General features: G+C 70.8%; 14 protein-coding genes. 10 read left to right on the forward strand and 4 right to left on the reverse strand.

What is annotated here, in order from left to right:
- The 4 genes from D9R02_RS03225 to D9R02_RS03240 form a co-directional block, all read left to right on the forward strand.
- Window positions 1-582 (forward strand): MFS transporter (locus tag D9R02_RS03225; RefSeq protein ID WP_147435326.1); only part of this gene is annotated, 582 nt, incomplete at its 5' end.
- A 192-nt stretch (window positions 583-774) separates the two neighbouring features.
- A complete protein-coding gene (locus D9R02_RS03230) occupies window positions 775-2,241 on the forward strand; it encodes an alanine/glycine:cation symporter family protein (protein ID WP_059281721.1) in 1,467 nt (488 codons plus the stop codon).
- Window positions 2,242-2,459: 218 nt separating this feature from the next.
- Window positions 2,460-3,920 carry an amino acid permease gene (locus D9R02_RS03235; RefSeq protein ID WP_121566316.1) on the forward strand — a complete coding sequence of 487 codons (1,461 nt, stop codon included), beginning with the start codon at window positions 2,460-2,462 and terminating at the stop codon, window positions 3,918-3,920.
- 62 nt (window positions 3,921-3,982) lie between these two features.
- A complete protein-coding gene (locus tag D9R02_RS03240; RefSeq protein WP_121566317.1) occupies window positions 3,983-4,840 on the forward strand; it encodes a D-hexose-6-phosphate mutarotase in 858 nt (285 codons plus the stop codon).
- A gap of 13 nt (window positions 4,841-4,853) precedes the next feature.
- Here the strand turns inward: D9R02_RS03240 and D9R02_RS03245 are convergent, their stop codons facing one another.
- Window positions 4,854-6,362, reverse strand: coding sequence for an alanine/glycine:cation symporter family protein (locus D9R02_RS03245; protein WP_121566318.1), 1,509 nt, complete (start codon window positions 6,360-6,362; stop codon window positions 4,854-4,856).
- Window positions 6,363-6,531: 169 nt separating this feature from the next.
- A complete protein-coding gene (locus tag D9R02_RS03250) occupies window positions 6,532-6,930 on the reverse strand; it encodes a DoxX family membrane protein (RefSeq protein WP_019310009.1) in 399 nt (132 codons plus the stop codon).
- Between the two features lie 205 nt (window positions 6,931-7,135).
- Between D9R02_RS03250 and D9R02_RS03255 the strand changes: the two genes are divergently transcribed.
- From D9R02_RS03255 to D9R02_RS03265, 3 genes are all read left to right on the forward strand, one after another.
- Window positions 7,136-7,915 (forward strand): type 1 glutamine amidotransferase domain-containing protein, encoded by a 780-nt coding sequence (locus D9R02_RS03255; protein WP_121566319.1) that lies wholly within the window; start codon window positions 7,136-7,138, stop codon window positions 7,913-7,915.
- A gap of 149 nt (window positions 7,916-8,064) precedes the next feature.
- Entirely contained in the window at window positions 8,065-8,817 is a 753-nt protein-coding gene (locus D9R02_RS03260; protein ID WP_121566320.1) for an SDR family NAD(P)-dependent oxidoreductase, read from the forward strand.
- 186 nt (window positions 8,818-9,003) lie between these two features.
- The gene (locus D9R02_RS03265) at window positions 9,004-10,647 is read left to right on the forward strand and encodes a DEAD/DEAH box helicase (protein WP_121566321.1); all 1,644 of its coding nucleotides are present in this window, start codon (window positions 9,004-9,006) and stop codon (window positions 10,645-10,647) included.
- 208 nt (window positions 10,648-10,855) lie between these two features.
- Here the strand turns inward: D9R02_RS03265 and D9R02_RS03270 are convergent, their stop codons facing one another.
- Together D9R02_RS03270 and D9R02_RS03275 are read right to left on the reverse strand one after the other, a co-directional pair.
- Window positions 10,856-11,506 carry an HAD family hydrolase gene (locus D9R02_RS03270; RefSeq protein ID WP_059281727.1) on the reverse strand — a complete coding sequence of 217 codons (651 nt, stop codon included), beginning with the start codon at window positions 11,504-11,506 and terminating at the stop codon, window positions 10,856-10,858.
- 226 nt (window positions 11,507-11,732) lie between these two features.
- Window positions 11,733-12,407 carry an HAD family hydrolase gene (locus D9R02_RS03275; RefSeq protein WP_121566322.1) on the reverse strand — a complete coding sequence of 225 codons (675 nt, stop codon included), beginning with the start codon at window positions 12,405-12,407 and terminating at the stop codon, window positions 11,733-11,735.
- Window positions 12,408-12,460: 53 nt separating this feature from the next.
- On the opposite strand from D9R02_RS03275, the gene D9R02_RS03280 reads away from it, so the two are divergent.
- From D9R02_RS03280 to D9R02_RS03290, 3 genes are read left to right on the forward strand one after another with little or no spacing between them, the layout of a single operon-like run.
- Window positions 12,461-13,153 (forward strand): hypothetical protein, encoded by a 693-nt coding sequence (locus tag D9R02_RS03280; protein ID WP_121566323.1) that lies wholly within the window; start codon window positions 12,461-12,463, stop codon window positions 13,151-13,153.
- Window positions 13,150-13,860: a GNAT family N-acetyltransferase gene (locus D9R02_RS03285; protein WP_121566324.1), complete on the forward strand. Its 711-nt coding sequence runs from the start codon at window positions 13,150-13,152 to the stop codon at window positions 13,858-13,860. The genes D9R02_RS03280 and D9R02_RS03285 overlap by 4 nt, the downstream gene beginning before the upstream one ends.
- Window positions 13,857-14,459: a DNA-3-methyladenine glycosylase I gene (locus D9R02_RS03290; RefSeq protein ID WP_121566325.1), complete on the forward strand. Its 603-nt coding sequence runs from the start codon at window positions 13,857-13,859 to the stop codon at window positions 14,457-14,459. Before D9R02_RS03285 ends, D9R02_RS03290 begins: the two co-directional genes overlap by 4 nt.
- Window positions 14,460-14,495 lie beyond the last annotated feature (36 nt).

Consider the following 14,495-nt stretch of genomic DNA (forward strand, 5'->3'; position numbering starts at 1 on the left):
ATCCTGCGCAACGCCGTGCGGGTGGTGGGGGACCGGCGGTTCACCCTCCACGCCCTGGGGTTCGCCTTCGCGTTCGGAGCGCTGTTCTCCTACATTTCCGCGTCCTCGTTCGTGGTTCAGAACGTGCTGGGGTTCAGTGCGCTGGGCTACTCCGTGATCTTCGCGGTGAACGCGTGCGGGTCGATCGCCACGGGAATCCTCAACACACGGCTCGTGGGGTCCCGCGCGCCGCAGCCCCTGCTGCTCGCGGGAGTCTGCGGGCTCGCGGTGTTCTCCACGCTCAACCTCGTGCTCGCACTGCTGGGCGTGGTGGGCACTGCGACCCTCGTGCTGATCTTCCTCGCGCAGTCCTGCATGGGCTTTGTGCTGGGCAACTCCGTGGCCCTGGCGCAGCGCCGGGCGCAGTCCCGGGGGCTCTCCGGCACGGGTGCCGCCGTGGTGGGCACGGCACAGTTTGCGATGGCGGGAGCGGTCACGCCGCTCACGGGGCTCGGGGGAGAGTTCACCGCTGTCCCCATGCTCGTGTGCATGGCGGTGTGCGCCGTGGTCTCGTTGGGGCTGGTGCTCGCGGCCCGGCGGTAGCTGCTGCGTGGCCGGGGGCCGGCCGCGCGGCGTCTTCGTGCCCGTTCCGTGACACCCGTGGCCCAACACCGTCGCAACGAAGCCGAATGGGCGGTGGGACAGGCGTGCGATGTGGTTCACTGTGCCCAGCAGTGACCTGCTTCACAGTTGATCCGTGGCTCCGCGCCTCCCGCTCGAACGAGGGACACCTCCATGCTCGATTCGCTCCAGACCATCCTCGACACGATCGACGGCGTCGTGTGGGGGCCGTTCGTCCTGATGCCGCTGCTGCTCGGGACGGGCATCCTGCTGACCGCCCGGCTGGCGGGGCTGCAGGTCACCAAGCTGATTCCTGCCCTGCGGCTCGCCCTGTTCGAGCGCAAGGACAAGGACGCCCCCGGCGGTGACGTCTCCCAGTTCCAGGCCCTGACCACCGCGCTCGCGGCCACCGTGGGCACCGGCAACATCGTGGGTGTGGCCACGGCCATCTCGATCGGCGGCCCCGGCGCCCTGTTCTGGATGTGGGTCACCGGTGTGCTGGGCATGGCGTCCAAGTACTCGGAGGCGTTCCTGGGCGTGCGCTTCCGCGCCCGGGACGCCAAGGGGGAGATCTCCGGCGGCCCGCAGTACTACCTGTTCCGCGGCATTCCCAATGGCTTCGGGAAGTTCCTCTCCCTGTTCTTCGCGATCGCCGCGGTGCTCGCGTCCTTCGGGATCGGCAACATGACCCAGGGCAACTCGATCTCCGCGAACGTGGAGTCGTCCTTCGGCGTGCCCGTGTGGATCACGGGTCTCGTGCTCGCGGTCATGACCCTGCTGGTGCTCGTGGGCGGCATCAAGTCCATCGGCAAGGTGACCTCCGCGCTGGTGCCCGTGATGATCCTGTTCTACGTGCTGGGCGCCCTGTTCATCCTGGTGGTCAACATCGAGGCCGTGCCCGCCGCGTTCGCCACCATCTTCACCTCCGCCTTCACCGGCCACGCGGCCGTGGGCGGGTTCACCGGCTCGGCCATCATGGTGGTGGTGCAGATGGGCGTGGCACGCGGCATCTTCTCCAACGAGTCCGGCATGGGCTCCGCGGCCATTGCGGCCGCAGCGGCGCAGACCACCCACCCGGTGCGCCAGGGCCTGGTCTCCATGACCCAGACCTTCATCGACACCATCGTGGTGGTGACCTGCACGGGCCTCGTGATCGTGACCACCGGGGTGTGGGAGCAGGGCGAGGATTTCGCGGCCACCATGACCGGCGACGCCTTCAGCCACGGCCTCCCCGGGGCGTGGGGGCACCTGATCGTGACCCTCGGGCTCGTCCTGTTCGCGTACTCCACCATCCTGGGCTGGGCCTACTACGGCGAGCGGTGCATGGAGCGGCTCTTCGGGCGCGGCTCGGTAATGCCCTACCGCGTGTTCTTCTCGGCCGTGGTGTTCGTGGGCTGCAGCGTGCCCCTGGCGATCGTGTGGTCCTTCGCGGACCTGATGAACGGTCTCATGGCCATCCCCAACCTGATCGGTCTGGTGATCCTCTCCGGTCTGGTGGCCCGCGAGACCAAGCACTACCTGCGCAACGACCCGCAGCTGCGCGCCTCCAAGCTGCAGATCGACGGCTTCATGGACGGCCACCCGGGCGCGATCGACAGCTACGTGCTGCCGGGGACCGCGAGCTCGGCCCGCGTGCGCTGACGGCAGCACCTCGGCGTGGCGCCGCCGGAAGCCTCCCCGGAACGGGGTGCTCCGCACGGTGACCCCGCCCGGCACCAGGGCCCCGTGCCCCCGGAGTCTCCGGGTGGCACGGGGCCCTTGGCGTTCCCACGGCGCGCGTCCACACCCGGTGGCAGGCACCGCGGCGCGGTGTGCCCCAGGCCACGACGTTCAGGAATGCCCGTGTACCCTCGTGAGCCATGACCAACAGCTCCACCGCGGTGTCGCCGCCCCACTCCCACTCCGGACCCGCCCGAGGTCTGAGCAACCGCCACATCCAGCTGATCGCGATCGGCGGTGCCATCGGCACCGGGCTGTTCATGGGCTCGGGCCGCACGATCTCCCTGGCGGGCCCCGCCGTGGTGTTCGTCTACATGGCCATCGGCTTCTTCCTCTTCTTCGTGATGCGGGCCATGGGTGAGCTGCTGCTGTCCAACCTGCACTACAAGACGTTCGCGGACTTCGCGGCGGACCTGATCGGCCCCTGGGCAGGGTTCTTCGTGGGCTGGTCCTACTGGTTCTGCTGGATCGTCACCGCGATCGCTGAGCTCGTGGCCATCACCGGGTACGTGCAGTTCTGGTGGCCCACCGTGCCGCTGTGGCTGCCCACGGTGGCGGTGCTGGTCATCGTGTTCCTGCTCAACGCCATGAGCGTGAAGAGCTTCGGGGAGATGGAGTTCTGGTTCGCGCTCATCAAGATCGTGGCCATCCTCGCGCTGATCGTGGTGGGGGCCGTCATGGCCCTCACGCACTTCACGTCCCCGGACGGGCACGTGGCGCAGGTGTCCAACCTGTGGAACGACGGCGGGTGGTTCCCGAACGGGGCCATGGGCGTGGTCGCGGGGTTCCAGATCGCGGTCTTCGCCTTCGTGGGCGTGGAGCTCGTGGGCACCACGGCCGCCGAGGCCCGTGATCCCCGCACCACGCTGCCCCGGGCCATCAACTCGGTGCCCCTGCGCATCCTGATCTTCTACGTGGGCTCCCTGCTGGCCATCCTGGTGGTCACCCCGTGGCGTTCGATCGACCCGGAGCAGTCCCCCTTCGTGGCCATGTTCTCCCTGGCCGGGCTCGGAGCGGCGGCCTCCGTGGTGAACTTCGTGGTGCTGACCTCCGCGATGTCCTCCTCCAACTCGGGGGTGTTCTCCACGTCCCGCATGCTGTTCGGGCTCTCCGCCGAGGGCAGCGCGCCGCGGTTCTTCCGGGGGCTGAACAAGGTGGGTGTCCCCGTGCGCGCCCTGTTCCTCACGGCCCTGGTGCTGCTGCTGACCATCCCGGTGCTCTACGCCGGGGACTCGATCATCGAGGCGTTCACGCTGATCACGTCCGTGGCCTCCACCCTGTTCATCTTCGTGTGGACCATGATCCTGATCTCCTACATCAGCTTCCGCCGGAAGTTCCCGCAGCGCCACGCCGCCTCCGAGTACAAGATGCCGGGCGGCGTGCCCATGTGCTTCGTGGTGATGGCGTTCTTCGCCTTCGTGGTGTGGGCGCTGAGCACGGACAGCGAGACGGCCGCCGGGCTCGTCGCGGTGCCCGTGTGGCTCGCGGTGCTGGGGGTCTCCTGGTTCTTCGTGCGCCGTACGGAGTCCCACCAGCAGGCCTTCGAGTGGTTCAAGCGGGAGGTGTCGGAGCCGGAGACGGCGGCGCCCAGCGATTCGTAACCCGGCGGTAACCTGCCGTGGTGCTCCTCGGCAACGACCGGGGAGCGTGCTTAGGTGGAGGCATGACACGACTGCCCGAACCCCTGACCCTGTCCGGCCCCAACGGCCACGGAGCGGTGCTGAGCTACGGAGCCCACGCACTGTCCTGGGCCCCGGAGGGGCACGAGCCCGTGCTGTGGGTGTCCTCCCGCGCGTACAACGAGACGGGCCGCGCCATCCGAGGCGGCGTGCCCCTGTGCTTCCCGTGGTTCGGCCCCGGCCGCACCGGGGACATGGAGCCCGCCCACGGCTTCGCGCGCATCACGGAGTGGACGCTCGCGGAGCAGGGCGAGGACGAGCAGGGCGACCCGTTCGCCGAGTTCGCCCTCACCTCCGAGGACGTCGCACCGGAGCTGCGCGAGGTGTTCCCCCACGACTTCTCCGCGCGCTTCCGGATGACCGCCGGGCACACGCTCCGCCTGGAGCTCACCGTGACCAACACCGGCTCGGAGACCTTCGAGGTCGAGGAGGCCCTGCACACCTACCTGCACGTGGGGGACTCCGAGCAGGTCACGGTGTCCGGGCTGGAGGGCGCCTCCTACTACGACAAGGTGGCCAAGGAGCAACGCGTCCAGCAGGGCGAGCTGCGTCTCACGGGGGAGACCGACGCCGTGTTCGCCCACCGCGGCGAGGTGCGCGTGGCGGATCCCGCGCTCGGACGTGAGCTCGTGATCGGCAAGGAGGGCTCGGACAGCACCGTGGTGTGGAACCCGTGGGCGGACAAGGCCGTGGGCATGAGCGACTTCGCGGACGACGAGTGGAAGACCATGCTGTGCGTCGAGGCCGGCAACGTCATGGGTTCCCCGGTGCGCCTGGCGGCGGGGGAGACCCACACCATCGCCCAGGTGGTCGAGGTGCGGGAGCTCCCCGCCGAGCAGTAGGCGACGCCGCGGCTCAGCGGCCCGTGGTGGCCGCGGGGCCCGGCGCGGAACCGGTCTCGGACAGCGCCGGGTTCGGGGAGCTGAGGTCCACCGTGTGGTGCAGCTGCGCGTCCAGCGCCCCGGGGTGGGTGCCCATGAACTCGTTGATCTGCTCCGTGGTGGCGTTGAACGTGGGGTCGTGGTCCAGGTACAGCTTGGTCTCCCGCACCACCAGCCCGGACAGCAGCACCAGTCCGATCAGGTTGGGGATGGCCATGAGCCCGTTCATGATGTCCGAGAACGTCCACACGAGCGCCAGGGGTGCCAGGGCACCCAGGCCGGCCGCGACCGAGAAGATCACCCGGTACACGATGGCCGCGCGGGCGCCCGCGAGCCGCTCCACGTTGCGCTCTCCGTAGTAGGCCCAGCCGAGCACCGTGGAGTAGCCGAGCAGCACCAGGCAGATCGTCACGATCGTGCCGCCCCACTCGCCGGGCAGCCCGGTGGCGAACGCGCGGGAGGTCATGGTCGCGGGATCCCCCTCGGTCCACATCCCGGTGGTCAGGATCACGAAGCCCGTGATGGAGATGACCACCAGGGTGTCCACGAACGTCTGCGTCATGGACACCAGGCCCTGGCGCACGGGGTGGCTGGTCTGCGCGATGGACGCAGCGATCGAGGCCGTGCCCATCCCGGACTCGTTGGAGAACAGGGACCGGGCAGCACCCATCTGGATGGCCACGAGCACCGTGGACCCCACGAAGCCCCCGGCCGCACCCATGGGGGTGAACGCACCGGAGAGGATCAGCCCCACGGCCTCGGGGATGCCCTGGTAGTTCACGGCGATGATGTAGAGCCCGAAGCCGATGTACAGCACGATCATGAGCGGCACCATGAACGTGGTGACCTTGGCGATCGACTTGATGCCGCCCACCAGTGCCAGGCCGGTGCCCACGCCCAGGACGACCGCGGTGGCCACGGGCGGGACGCTGAACGAGTGCTCCAGGTTGGAGGCGATCGCGTTGCCCTGGGTCATGTTGCCGATCCCGAACGTGGCCACCACGCAGCACACCGCGAACATCACGGACAGGAACCGGCCGAACTTGTTGGGGATGCCGCGCGCCAGGTAGACCTGCGGGCCGCCCGTGAGCTGGCCCGCGGTGTCACGGGTGCGGAAGCGCACGCCCAGGAAGCACTCCGCGTACTTGGAGGCCATGCCGAACAGCGCGGTGATCCACATCCAGAAGAGCGCGCCGGGCCCGCCGATCGAGATGGCGGCGGCCACACCCACGATGTTGCCGGTGCCCACGGTCGCGGCCAGCGCGGTGGACATGGCCGCGAACGAGGAGATGTCCCCCTTCTCGCCGCTCGCGCGGGAGCGGCGCCCGAACCCAAGGCTCATGGCCTTGGTGAACAGGCGGAGCTGGATGCCGCGCAGACGGATGGTCATGAAGACGCCCGTGCCGAAGAGCAGGGGCAGGAGCAACCACGGCCCCCAGATCAGGTCACGAACGGTGTCCAAGCTGCTTTGCAGGGATTCCATGGGGGGTACGGAGCTTTCCGTGAGACGTGGGTCGAAGTGGTGACCAACTTAGCAGTCGCCTTCCGTTCCGCGGCAGACGCGCCCGTGTGACCCACGGGAAACGACGACGCCGCCCGGTGACCTTCTGCGCGAAGGCCCTCGGGCGGCGTCGTGGTGGAACGGGGTGGGACTACTTCTTCTGCATCATCAGCGCGGCGCCGATGGCGGAGAGGAAGACGTCCTTGGAGAGGGAGATGCCGGCCTCGGAGGGACGGATGCCGTCCTCCTGGGTCATCTGCGGGTTGCGGAAGTACATGGACAGCAGCCCGGCGCTGAACGCGAGCAGCCCCGCGCCGGCCAGACGCTTGGACACGAACGGGGTGAGCAGCGCACCGCCGATGGCGAGCTCCGAGCCCGCGACGAACGTGGCGAAGGTCTTGGGGTCCCACTCCGCGAACTGCGGCACGCCCGTGGCGGCGAACTGCTGGAGGCCCTCGGCGGACTGGGCGTCCATGCTGAGCTTGCCGTAGCCGGACTGGAGCAGGTAGGCGCCGGGGACGCCGCGCAGGATGGCGTTGGAGATGCGCATGATCGAGCCTTTCGTCGTGGAGCGGCGGGGGTCTCGCGGGGGTGTGAGCACCTCCACCGGGGATCGCTGAACATGCTAACAGCGGGGACTTTCCGGGGGCCGGGGCAGGCTCCATGCCCACAGCGAACGGCCAGCGCGGGTCCGCACGGCGCTGTCTAGGGTGGTGCCACGCTGCGCGCACCGCGCGCTCACGAAAGGAGAACCCGTGGACATCACCACCATGAAGAAGATCCTCCTGGTCCTGACCAGCCAGGACACCCTGGGCGAGACGGGCGAGGCCACCGGCTACAACGTGGCGGAGGCGGCCCACCCGTGGAAGGTGTTCCGGGACGCGGGCTACTTCGTGGACTTCGCCTCCATCGCGGGCGGTCAGCCCCCGCGGGACGCCGTGCAGGAGGACGATCCCATCCAGGTGGAGTTCACGCAGGACGAGACCGCCAAGGCCTCCCTCTACAACACCCCCAAGGTCTCCGTGGTGGATCCCTCCCAGTACGACGCCGTGTACCTGGTGGGCGGGCACGGCACCATGTGGGACTTCACCGGCCACGAGGGGCTGCAGAAGCTCGTGGCCGCCGTCTACGACTCCGGCGGAGTGGTGGGCGCCGTGTGCCACGGCCCGTCCGGGCTGGTGGACGTGGAGCTCTCCAACGGCGTGAACCTGCTCTCCGGGCGGAAGGTGGCCGCGTTCACCACCGCCGAGGAGGAGGAAGTGGGCAAGAAGGACACGGTGCCCTACCTGCTGCAGGACAAGCTCGAGGAGCAGGGCGCCACGGTCAAGGTGGCGGATAACTGGGAGGAGAACGTCCAGGTGGACGAGCGCCTCGTCACCGGGCAGAACCCGCAGTCCGCGGCCGGTGTGGCCAAGGAGATGACCAAGCTGCTCACCGAGGTGGTGCGCGAGCAGAAGGCCGAGGAGGAGCAGGCCGCACAGGACCTGCGCGCCGAGCACGACGCCGAGAAGGCCGCCGCGGAGGACGAGGACTGAGCGTCCCGGGCACGGTCCGCAGCGGGGCCGGGGGCGACGGCCGCGGCGTCGCCCCCGGCCCTGACTCATTCGTGAACCCCCTGGCCGGGGGTGGCCGCCCCGGGTGAGACTGGGGGCGTCCGCACGGAGATCGACGCCCAGGAGTCCCCATGTCAGAGTTCACCTCACGAACAGCGCTGGTCACCGGAGCGGCCTCCGGGATCGGGGCGGCAATCGCCATGCACCTGGCCCGGCAGGGCGCCAAGGTGGTGGTCACGGACGTGGACTCCACGGGGATCGACGACGTGGTGCAGGCCATCATGGCCGCCGGCGGGGACGCCGCCGGGATCCGGCAGGACGTCTCCAGCAGGGACGACGCCGCCGCGGCCGTGGACTTCGCGGTGCAGACCTACGGCGGGCTGCACTACGCCGTGAACAACGCCGGTGTGGGCGGGCAGACCGAGGCGCTCGGGGAGACCGACCTCGAGGCGTGGGAGCGCACGGTGGCGATCGACCTGCACGGTGTGGCCTACGGGATGCACGCCCAGCTGCCGGTGATCGAGCAGCACGGGGGCGGGGCGATCGTGAACGTGGGCTCCATCCACTCCACGGTGGCCACCACCGTGGGCAACAGCGCCTACACCACCGCCAAGCACGGGCTGGTGGGGCTCACCAGGCAGACCGGCGTGGACTACGCGCAGCGTGGAATCCGCGTGAACGCGGTGGGGCCGGCGTACATCGACACCCCGCTGCTGAAGAACCTCCCGCCGCAGGTGCTCGCGGAGCTGATCGCCAAGCACCCCATGGGCCGGCTGGGAACGCCCGAGGAGGTGGCGCAGCTGACGGTGTTCCTGCTCTCGGACGCGGCGTCCTTCATCACCGGCTCCTACTACCTGGTGGACGGCGGGTACACCGCGGTGTGAGCCGAGCTGTCGTGGCGGGTGTGAGGCGGCTCGCGCGTGCGGGCACCGCGTGGGGTGTAGACTCGAGCAGTTCCCCCGTGCACAGCGCGGGGTAGAAGGCGCGCCGGTCCTAGGCGCGCAGACCGCGCCCCGTGTGGCGCGTGCGCGTGAAATCGTTTTGCGCGGACCAACCCTGAAAGACGTTCCTTGTCTCATTCTTTCGAAGACCTCGGTGTGCCCGAGGCGCTTTCCTCTGATCTCGCCCGCGTGGGCATCACGGAAGCTTTCCCCATCCAAGAGAAGACCCTCCCCGATTCCCTGGCCGGGCGGGACGTGCTCGGCCGTGGCCGCACGGGCTCCGGCAAGACGGTGGCGTTCGCGCTGCCGCTGGTCTCCCGCCTCGCGGGTCTCGCCCCCGGCTCCAGCCGGGTGTCCCGCCGCGCGAACCGCCCCACTGGCCTGGTGCTGGCCCCCACGCGGGAGCTCGCCACCCAGATCGACCGCACCGTGGCCCCGCTCGCCAAGGCCGCGGGTCTGAACACCACCGTGATCTTCGGCGGCGTCTCCCAGAAGCACCAGGAGAAGGCGCTCGCCAACGGCGTGGACATCGTGGTGGCCTGCCCCGGGCGTCTCGAGGACCTCATCAAGCAGGGCCTGCTCACGCTCGACGACGTCCGCGTCACCGTGCTGGACGAGGCCGACCACATGGCCGACATGGGCTTCCTGCCCGTGGTCACCCGCATCCTCTCCAAGACCCCGCAGGGCTCGCAGCGGCTGCTGTTCTCCGCCACGCTGGACAACGGCGTGGACGTGCTGGTCAAGAAGTTCCTCAGGGACCCCGTGCTGCACTCGGCGGACAATGCCCAGGCCGCGGTGACCACCATGGACCACCAGGTGCTGGTGACCCACGCGGACGACAAGCAGGCCCTCATCGAGGCGCTCGCCTCCGGCACGGGCCGGCGCATGATGTTCACGCGCACCAAGTACCGCGCCAAAAAGATGGCCAAGAAGCTCAGCCAGGCCGGCATCCCCGCCGTGGACCTGCAGGGCAACCTGTCCCAGGGTGCCCGCGACCGCAACCTCGGGGCGTTCTCCGACGGTGACGTGCGCGTGCTCGTGGCCACGGACGTCGCCGCCCGCGGCGTGCACGTGGACGACGTCGAGCTCGTGGTCCACATCGACCCGCCCGCCGAACACAAGTCCTACCTCCACCGCTCCGGGCGCACCGCGCGCGCCGGTGCCTCCGGTGCCGTGATCACGATCGCCACCACCGAGGAGCGCTCGGACGTCAACAAGCTCATGAAGAAGGCCGGCGTCACGCCCCGCGTGGACGAGGTGGCACCGGACTCCGAGATCGTCAGGGAGCTCGTGGGCGAGCGGGCCGAGCTCGTGGCCTACGCACCGGCTCCCACTCAGCAGAACGGCGGCGGCAACCGTTCGGGCGGCCGCTCCACCGGACGCTCGGGTGGCCGCTCCGGCGGCTCCCGTCAGGGCGGTGGCCGCTCCGGTGGTGGACGTGGCAGTGCCCAGCGTTCCGGCCAGGGCTCCGCCCAGCGCTCCGAGCAGGGCGCGGGTCAGGGTTCCGGTCGCAGCGGTGGACGCTCGGGCGGCGGTCGCACCGACTCCGCCCGCGGCGGGGCTCCCGCGCGCAACGGCGGCGGCCGGTCCTCGTCCCCGCGTCGCGGTTCCGGCGACGCCGCCGGGTCCGGTTCCGGGCGCACGGCATCCTCCCGTTCCTCCCGCGGTGGCTCCGCCCAGCGTGGCCAGTCGGCGGGTCAGGTGCCGGACCGTGCGATGGCCGCGGCGCAGCGGCGTCGTGCGAACAACCGTTCGGGGCAGTCGGCGCGCTGACACCCCGGTGCACCACAGCAGAACCCCCGGCTCGACGTCATCGAGCCGGGGGTTCTCTGCTGCCGGGGTCCGTGCTTCCGGGGCGGAACGCACGGTTGTCTCCCTGACGTGACGGGGGGCGTGCGTGGCGTCCCGCGCCGTCGTCGCCCTGGCGGCGCATGGCGCGCGTGCGCCCGGTGAGCTCTGGCGCCGGTCGGGCGCGTGCGGGTCAGGCCGGCGGCGTGAGCGAGCGAAGGAACTCGAGCGTGACGTCCTCGTGGGAGTCCACGAACACGCGGTGCGGGCCGTCCGGGACGGGCTTGTCGCCCGGGACCACCACCACGGTCATGCCCGCGGCCACCGCGGCGCGGACGCCCGGTTCCGAGTCCTCCACGGCCACGCAGTTGCGCGGCTCCACCCCGAGCAGCTCCGCGCCGCGCAGGTACGGCTCGGGGTCCGGCTTCGCGTGGGTGACGTCGTCGTGGGAGACGATCCGCGTGAGCACCTCCGGGGCACCCTCGGCGGTGTGACGGGCGATCACGGTGAGCGCATTGGTGACGATCGCGGCGGGGATCCCCGCGTCCCGCAGCTCGACCAGCAGGGCGCGGACGCCGGGCAGGAAGGGGATCTCGTCGCCCATGCTCTCGAGCACGTGCTGGGCGAGCCGCTCGGTGATCTCCTCCACGGAGTCGGGGGCGCCCCGGTCCACGAACGTGCGCGCGGCGTCCTGCACGGTGCCGCCGAGTGTGGCGTGGTCGTCCGTCACGCTCCAGCTCTGGCCGTAGTGCTCGGCCACGGCCCGCTTGGCCTGGGCCCACTGGGGCTCGGTGTCCACCAGGGTGCCGTCGTGGTCGAAGAGAACGGCCTGGGGGTACGTCATGGCTGCCTTTCGGTGCGGTGCTGCGGGAATGGCGTTCTGCGGCGGAGCAGCGGGTGCGGCTCGCGGGTCGTGCGGTGCCCGCGGGGGCTCAGCTCGGCCGGGCGGAGCCGCACTGTGCCGGTGCGGTCCGGCGTGCTGGAACGCGGCCAGTCTAGTGGCGGCGGGGCGCGGGTACCCAGGCCACCAGAGGCGGGGCCCCGGGCCATGGTGCGCGGGGCCCGGGGCGTCAGGGGCGAGGGCGCAGAGAGCGCAGGAACTCAAAGGTCACGTGTGCGTGCTCGCGGACGTGCACCACGCCCGGCCCCTCCGGAACCTGCTGCACACCGGGCACCACCACCGTGGTGATGCCGGCGGCCACTCCCGCGGCGGCTCCCGAGGGGGAGTCCTCGAGCACCACGCAGTCCTCGGGGTTCACGCCGAGACGCCGGGCGGCCTCGAGATAGGCATCCGGATCCGGCTTGGCCTTCACGCCCTGCGCCACCTCCTCGTCCCCGATGATCACCCGGAACAGGTTGTCCGGCGCGAGTCCCGCGGTGTAGCGCGCCACCTCGGACGTGGCGTTGGTGACGATCGCGGCGGGGATGCCCGCGCAGTCCAGCTCGTCCAGCAGCGGCCGGATGCCGGGGATGAACGTGGGCGGGTTCTGCTCCAAGACCTCCGCCAGGACACCGAAGAGATCCCGGAAGACCTGCTCCGGGGTGCCGGGCACCCCGAGCTCGGCGAGGCGCTGCACCGTGGCGGCCAGCGGTCGGCCCAGGGTGTCCTGCGTGTCCTGCTCCGTCCACTGCCCGCCGTGGGCGGCCACCAGGCGCTGCTTGCCCAGCTCCCACAGGGGCTCGGTGTCCACCAGGGTTCCGTCGTGATCGAAGAGCACTGCGCGGGGGAAGTCTGTGGTGGTCATGCTCTCCACGCTACGCGCCGGTGCCGACATCCCCACCGTCCTACGATGGGTCCATGAGCTCCCCGGATCGCCCGTCCGCCGTCCCGTCCAGGCCGGGGTCCGCGTTCTCGCGCGGCTTCCCCGTGGTCATGGTGGTCATGGCCGTGCTGCTGGCACTCTGGGTGGGCTTCGGGCGTGGGATCGTGGGGCTGCTGGGCGCCCTCACCCCCGTGTACGCGGTGGCGCTCGCCCTTCCCATCCTGGTGCTGCACGTGGTCGCGGCCGCCCTGTTCCGCCGGGACAGCCTGAACTACCCCTCGCACGCGGTCACCGGGCGGACGATCGCCACGGCCGTGGCCTCCTGGGTCATCACGTGGGGCCTCGGCTTCTTCCTCCCGGACTCCACGCCGGAGGGCATGCGCTCCGTGTTCACCCACGTGGCGGGGGACGAGTACCTCGAACTGGGATACGGGTTCGTGAACATCCTCGGGGTGCTCTCGGTGGCCACGGCGGTGGCCCTGGTGCTGCTGGCGGTCACGGAGCTGCGGGTCACGGCGCGCAGACTGCGGGGCGAGCCGCTCACGGAGGACGAGCGCCTGGACCGGCTCGAGCGCGACCAGGAGCAGGACGCCCCAGGCCCTGCCACGACACATGATTCCGGGGCCGTTGCCGCTTCCCGTGCGCGCACCACGCCGCGGGGCCCCGCGAGCGGGACCGGGGACGAGGCGCGGGCGGACCGGGCGGCGTCGTCGGGGGAGCAGCCGTGACCGCCGCGCTGCGCACCGAGCGGCTGACCCTGCGGGGCTACGACGCCGCGGACGCCCCCTTCGTCCTGGACCTCTACTCCCGTGCGGAGGTGCAGCGGTGGCTCGGAGACGGCACCCAGCGGGTGCGGACCCTGGCCGCGGCGGGGGAGAAGATCGAGCGCTGGAACGAGCTGCACGGCAGCCACCCCGTGCACGGCGTGTGGCTCGTGAGCACCCACGAGGGTGAGCCCCTGGGGACCCTGCTGCTCAAGCCCATTCCGGACTCGGGCGCGGACACCGCCCACGACATCGAGATCGGGTGGCACCTCCACCCCCGGGCGTGGGGTCACGGGTACGCCACCGAGGCAGCGCGGGGCGTGCTGGAGCACGCCTTCTCAGCGGGAGTCACACGCGTGGTCGCCGTGACCCACCCCGGCAACCAGGCTTCACAGGCGGTCTGTCGGCGGCTGGGCATGCGGTCGCTCGGACTCAGCCGCGCCTACTACGACGCCGAGTGCGCGCTCTTCGAGATCACTGCCCCGGCCGACGCCATCGCCCCTGCAACGGGCCGCACGTCGTCGGGCCCCGGGGCTCCCGGAGACCACGGGCCCGCGGGGCGCACGGCTGCAGACGCAGAACCCCTGGGCCGGGACGCGGGACGTCGGTGCGGGAGCGACGGGCTGGGCGGCGTCGTCGTCGGGTCGCGGGACAGCTGGGGCATCTCGTGAACGGGAACCCGGACCTGGTGACCGGCGAGGACGGCCTCGCCCGGCCGGTGTGGGCCGCGACCGACCCGCTGCTGCGCGAGTACTACGACACCGAGTGGGGCATGCCGGTGCGGGACGAGGCCGGGCTGTACGAGCGGATCGTGCTGGAGGGGTTCCAGGCCGGGCTCTCGTGGCGCACGGTGCTCGCCAAGCGGCCCGCGTTCCGCGAGGTGTTCCACGGCTTCGACCCGGATGCCGTGGCCGCGATGACCGAGGCGGACGTGGCACGGCTCATGGGGGACGCCCGGATCATCCGCAACGAGCGCAAGATCCGCGCGGCCGTGACCAACGCCTGTGCGACCGTGGCGCTGCGGGAGCACGAGGGACTCGTGGCGCTCGTGTGGTCGTACCAGCCAGGGCGCACGCCCGAACCGGTGCGCTTCGCGGAGGTGCCCACCACCTCGGAGGAGAGCACTGCGCTGTCTAGGGAGCTGAAGCGGCGGTGGTTCGCGTTCGTGGGGCCCACCACCGCGTACGCACTCATGGAGGCGATCGGCATGGTGGACACGCACCTGCTGGGCAGCCACCGCAGGGGGTCCTCCGGGGTCTGGGCGGGATAGCCGACCAAGGAACAACCTGTGAAAAACTCTTCCCTT

It is taken from the genome of Kocuria rhizophila, assembly GCF_003667225.1.
In the GTDB taxonomy this organism is placed as follows: Bacteria; Actinomycetota; Actinomycetes; order Actinomycetales; family Micrococcaceae; genus Kocuria; species Kocuria rhizophila.

What these genes read in the sequence shown, in the direction of transcription:
- D9R02_RS03230 (WP_059281721.1), top strand. Translation starts at nt 775, where the DNA reads ATGCTCGATTCGCTCCAGACCATCCTCGACACGATCGACGGCGTCGTG.
- D9R02_RS03235 (WP_121566316.1), top strand. Translation starts at nt 2,460, where the DNA reads ATGACCAACAGCTCCACCGCGGTGTCGCCGCCCCACTCCCACTCCGGA.
- D9R02_RS03240 (WP_121566317.1), top strand. Translation starts at nt 3,983, where the DNA reads ATGACACGACTGCCCGAACCCCTGACCCTGTCCGGCCCCAACGGCCAC.
- D9R02_RS03245 (WP_121566318.1), bottom strand. Translation starts at nt 6,362, where the DNA reads ATGGAATCCCTGCAAAGCAGCTTGGACACCGTTCGTGACCTGATCTGG.
- D9R02_RS03250 (WP_019310009.1), bottom strand. Translation starts at nt 6,930, where the DNA reads ATGCGCATCTCCAACGCCATCCTGCGCGGCGTCCCCGGCGCCTACCTG.
- D9R02_RS03260 (WP_121566320.1), top strand. Translation starts at nt 8,065, where the DNA reads ATGTCAGAGTTCACCTCACGAACAGCGCTGGTCACCGGAGCGGCCTCC.
- D9R02_RS03270 (WP_059281727.1), bottom strand. Translation starts at nt 11,506, where the DNA reads ATGACGTACCCCCAGGCCGTTCTCTTCGACCACGACGGCACCCTGGTG.
- D9R02_RS03275 (WP_121566322.1), bottom strand. Translation starts at nt 12,407, where the DNA reads ATGACCACCACAGACTTCCCCCGCGCAGTGCTCTTCGATCACGACGGA.
- D9R02_RS03280 (WP_121566323.1), top strand. Translation starts at nt 12,461, where the DNA reads ATGAGCTCCCCGGATCGCCCGTCCGCCGTCCCGTCCAGGCCGGGGTCC.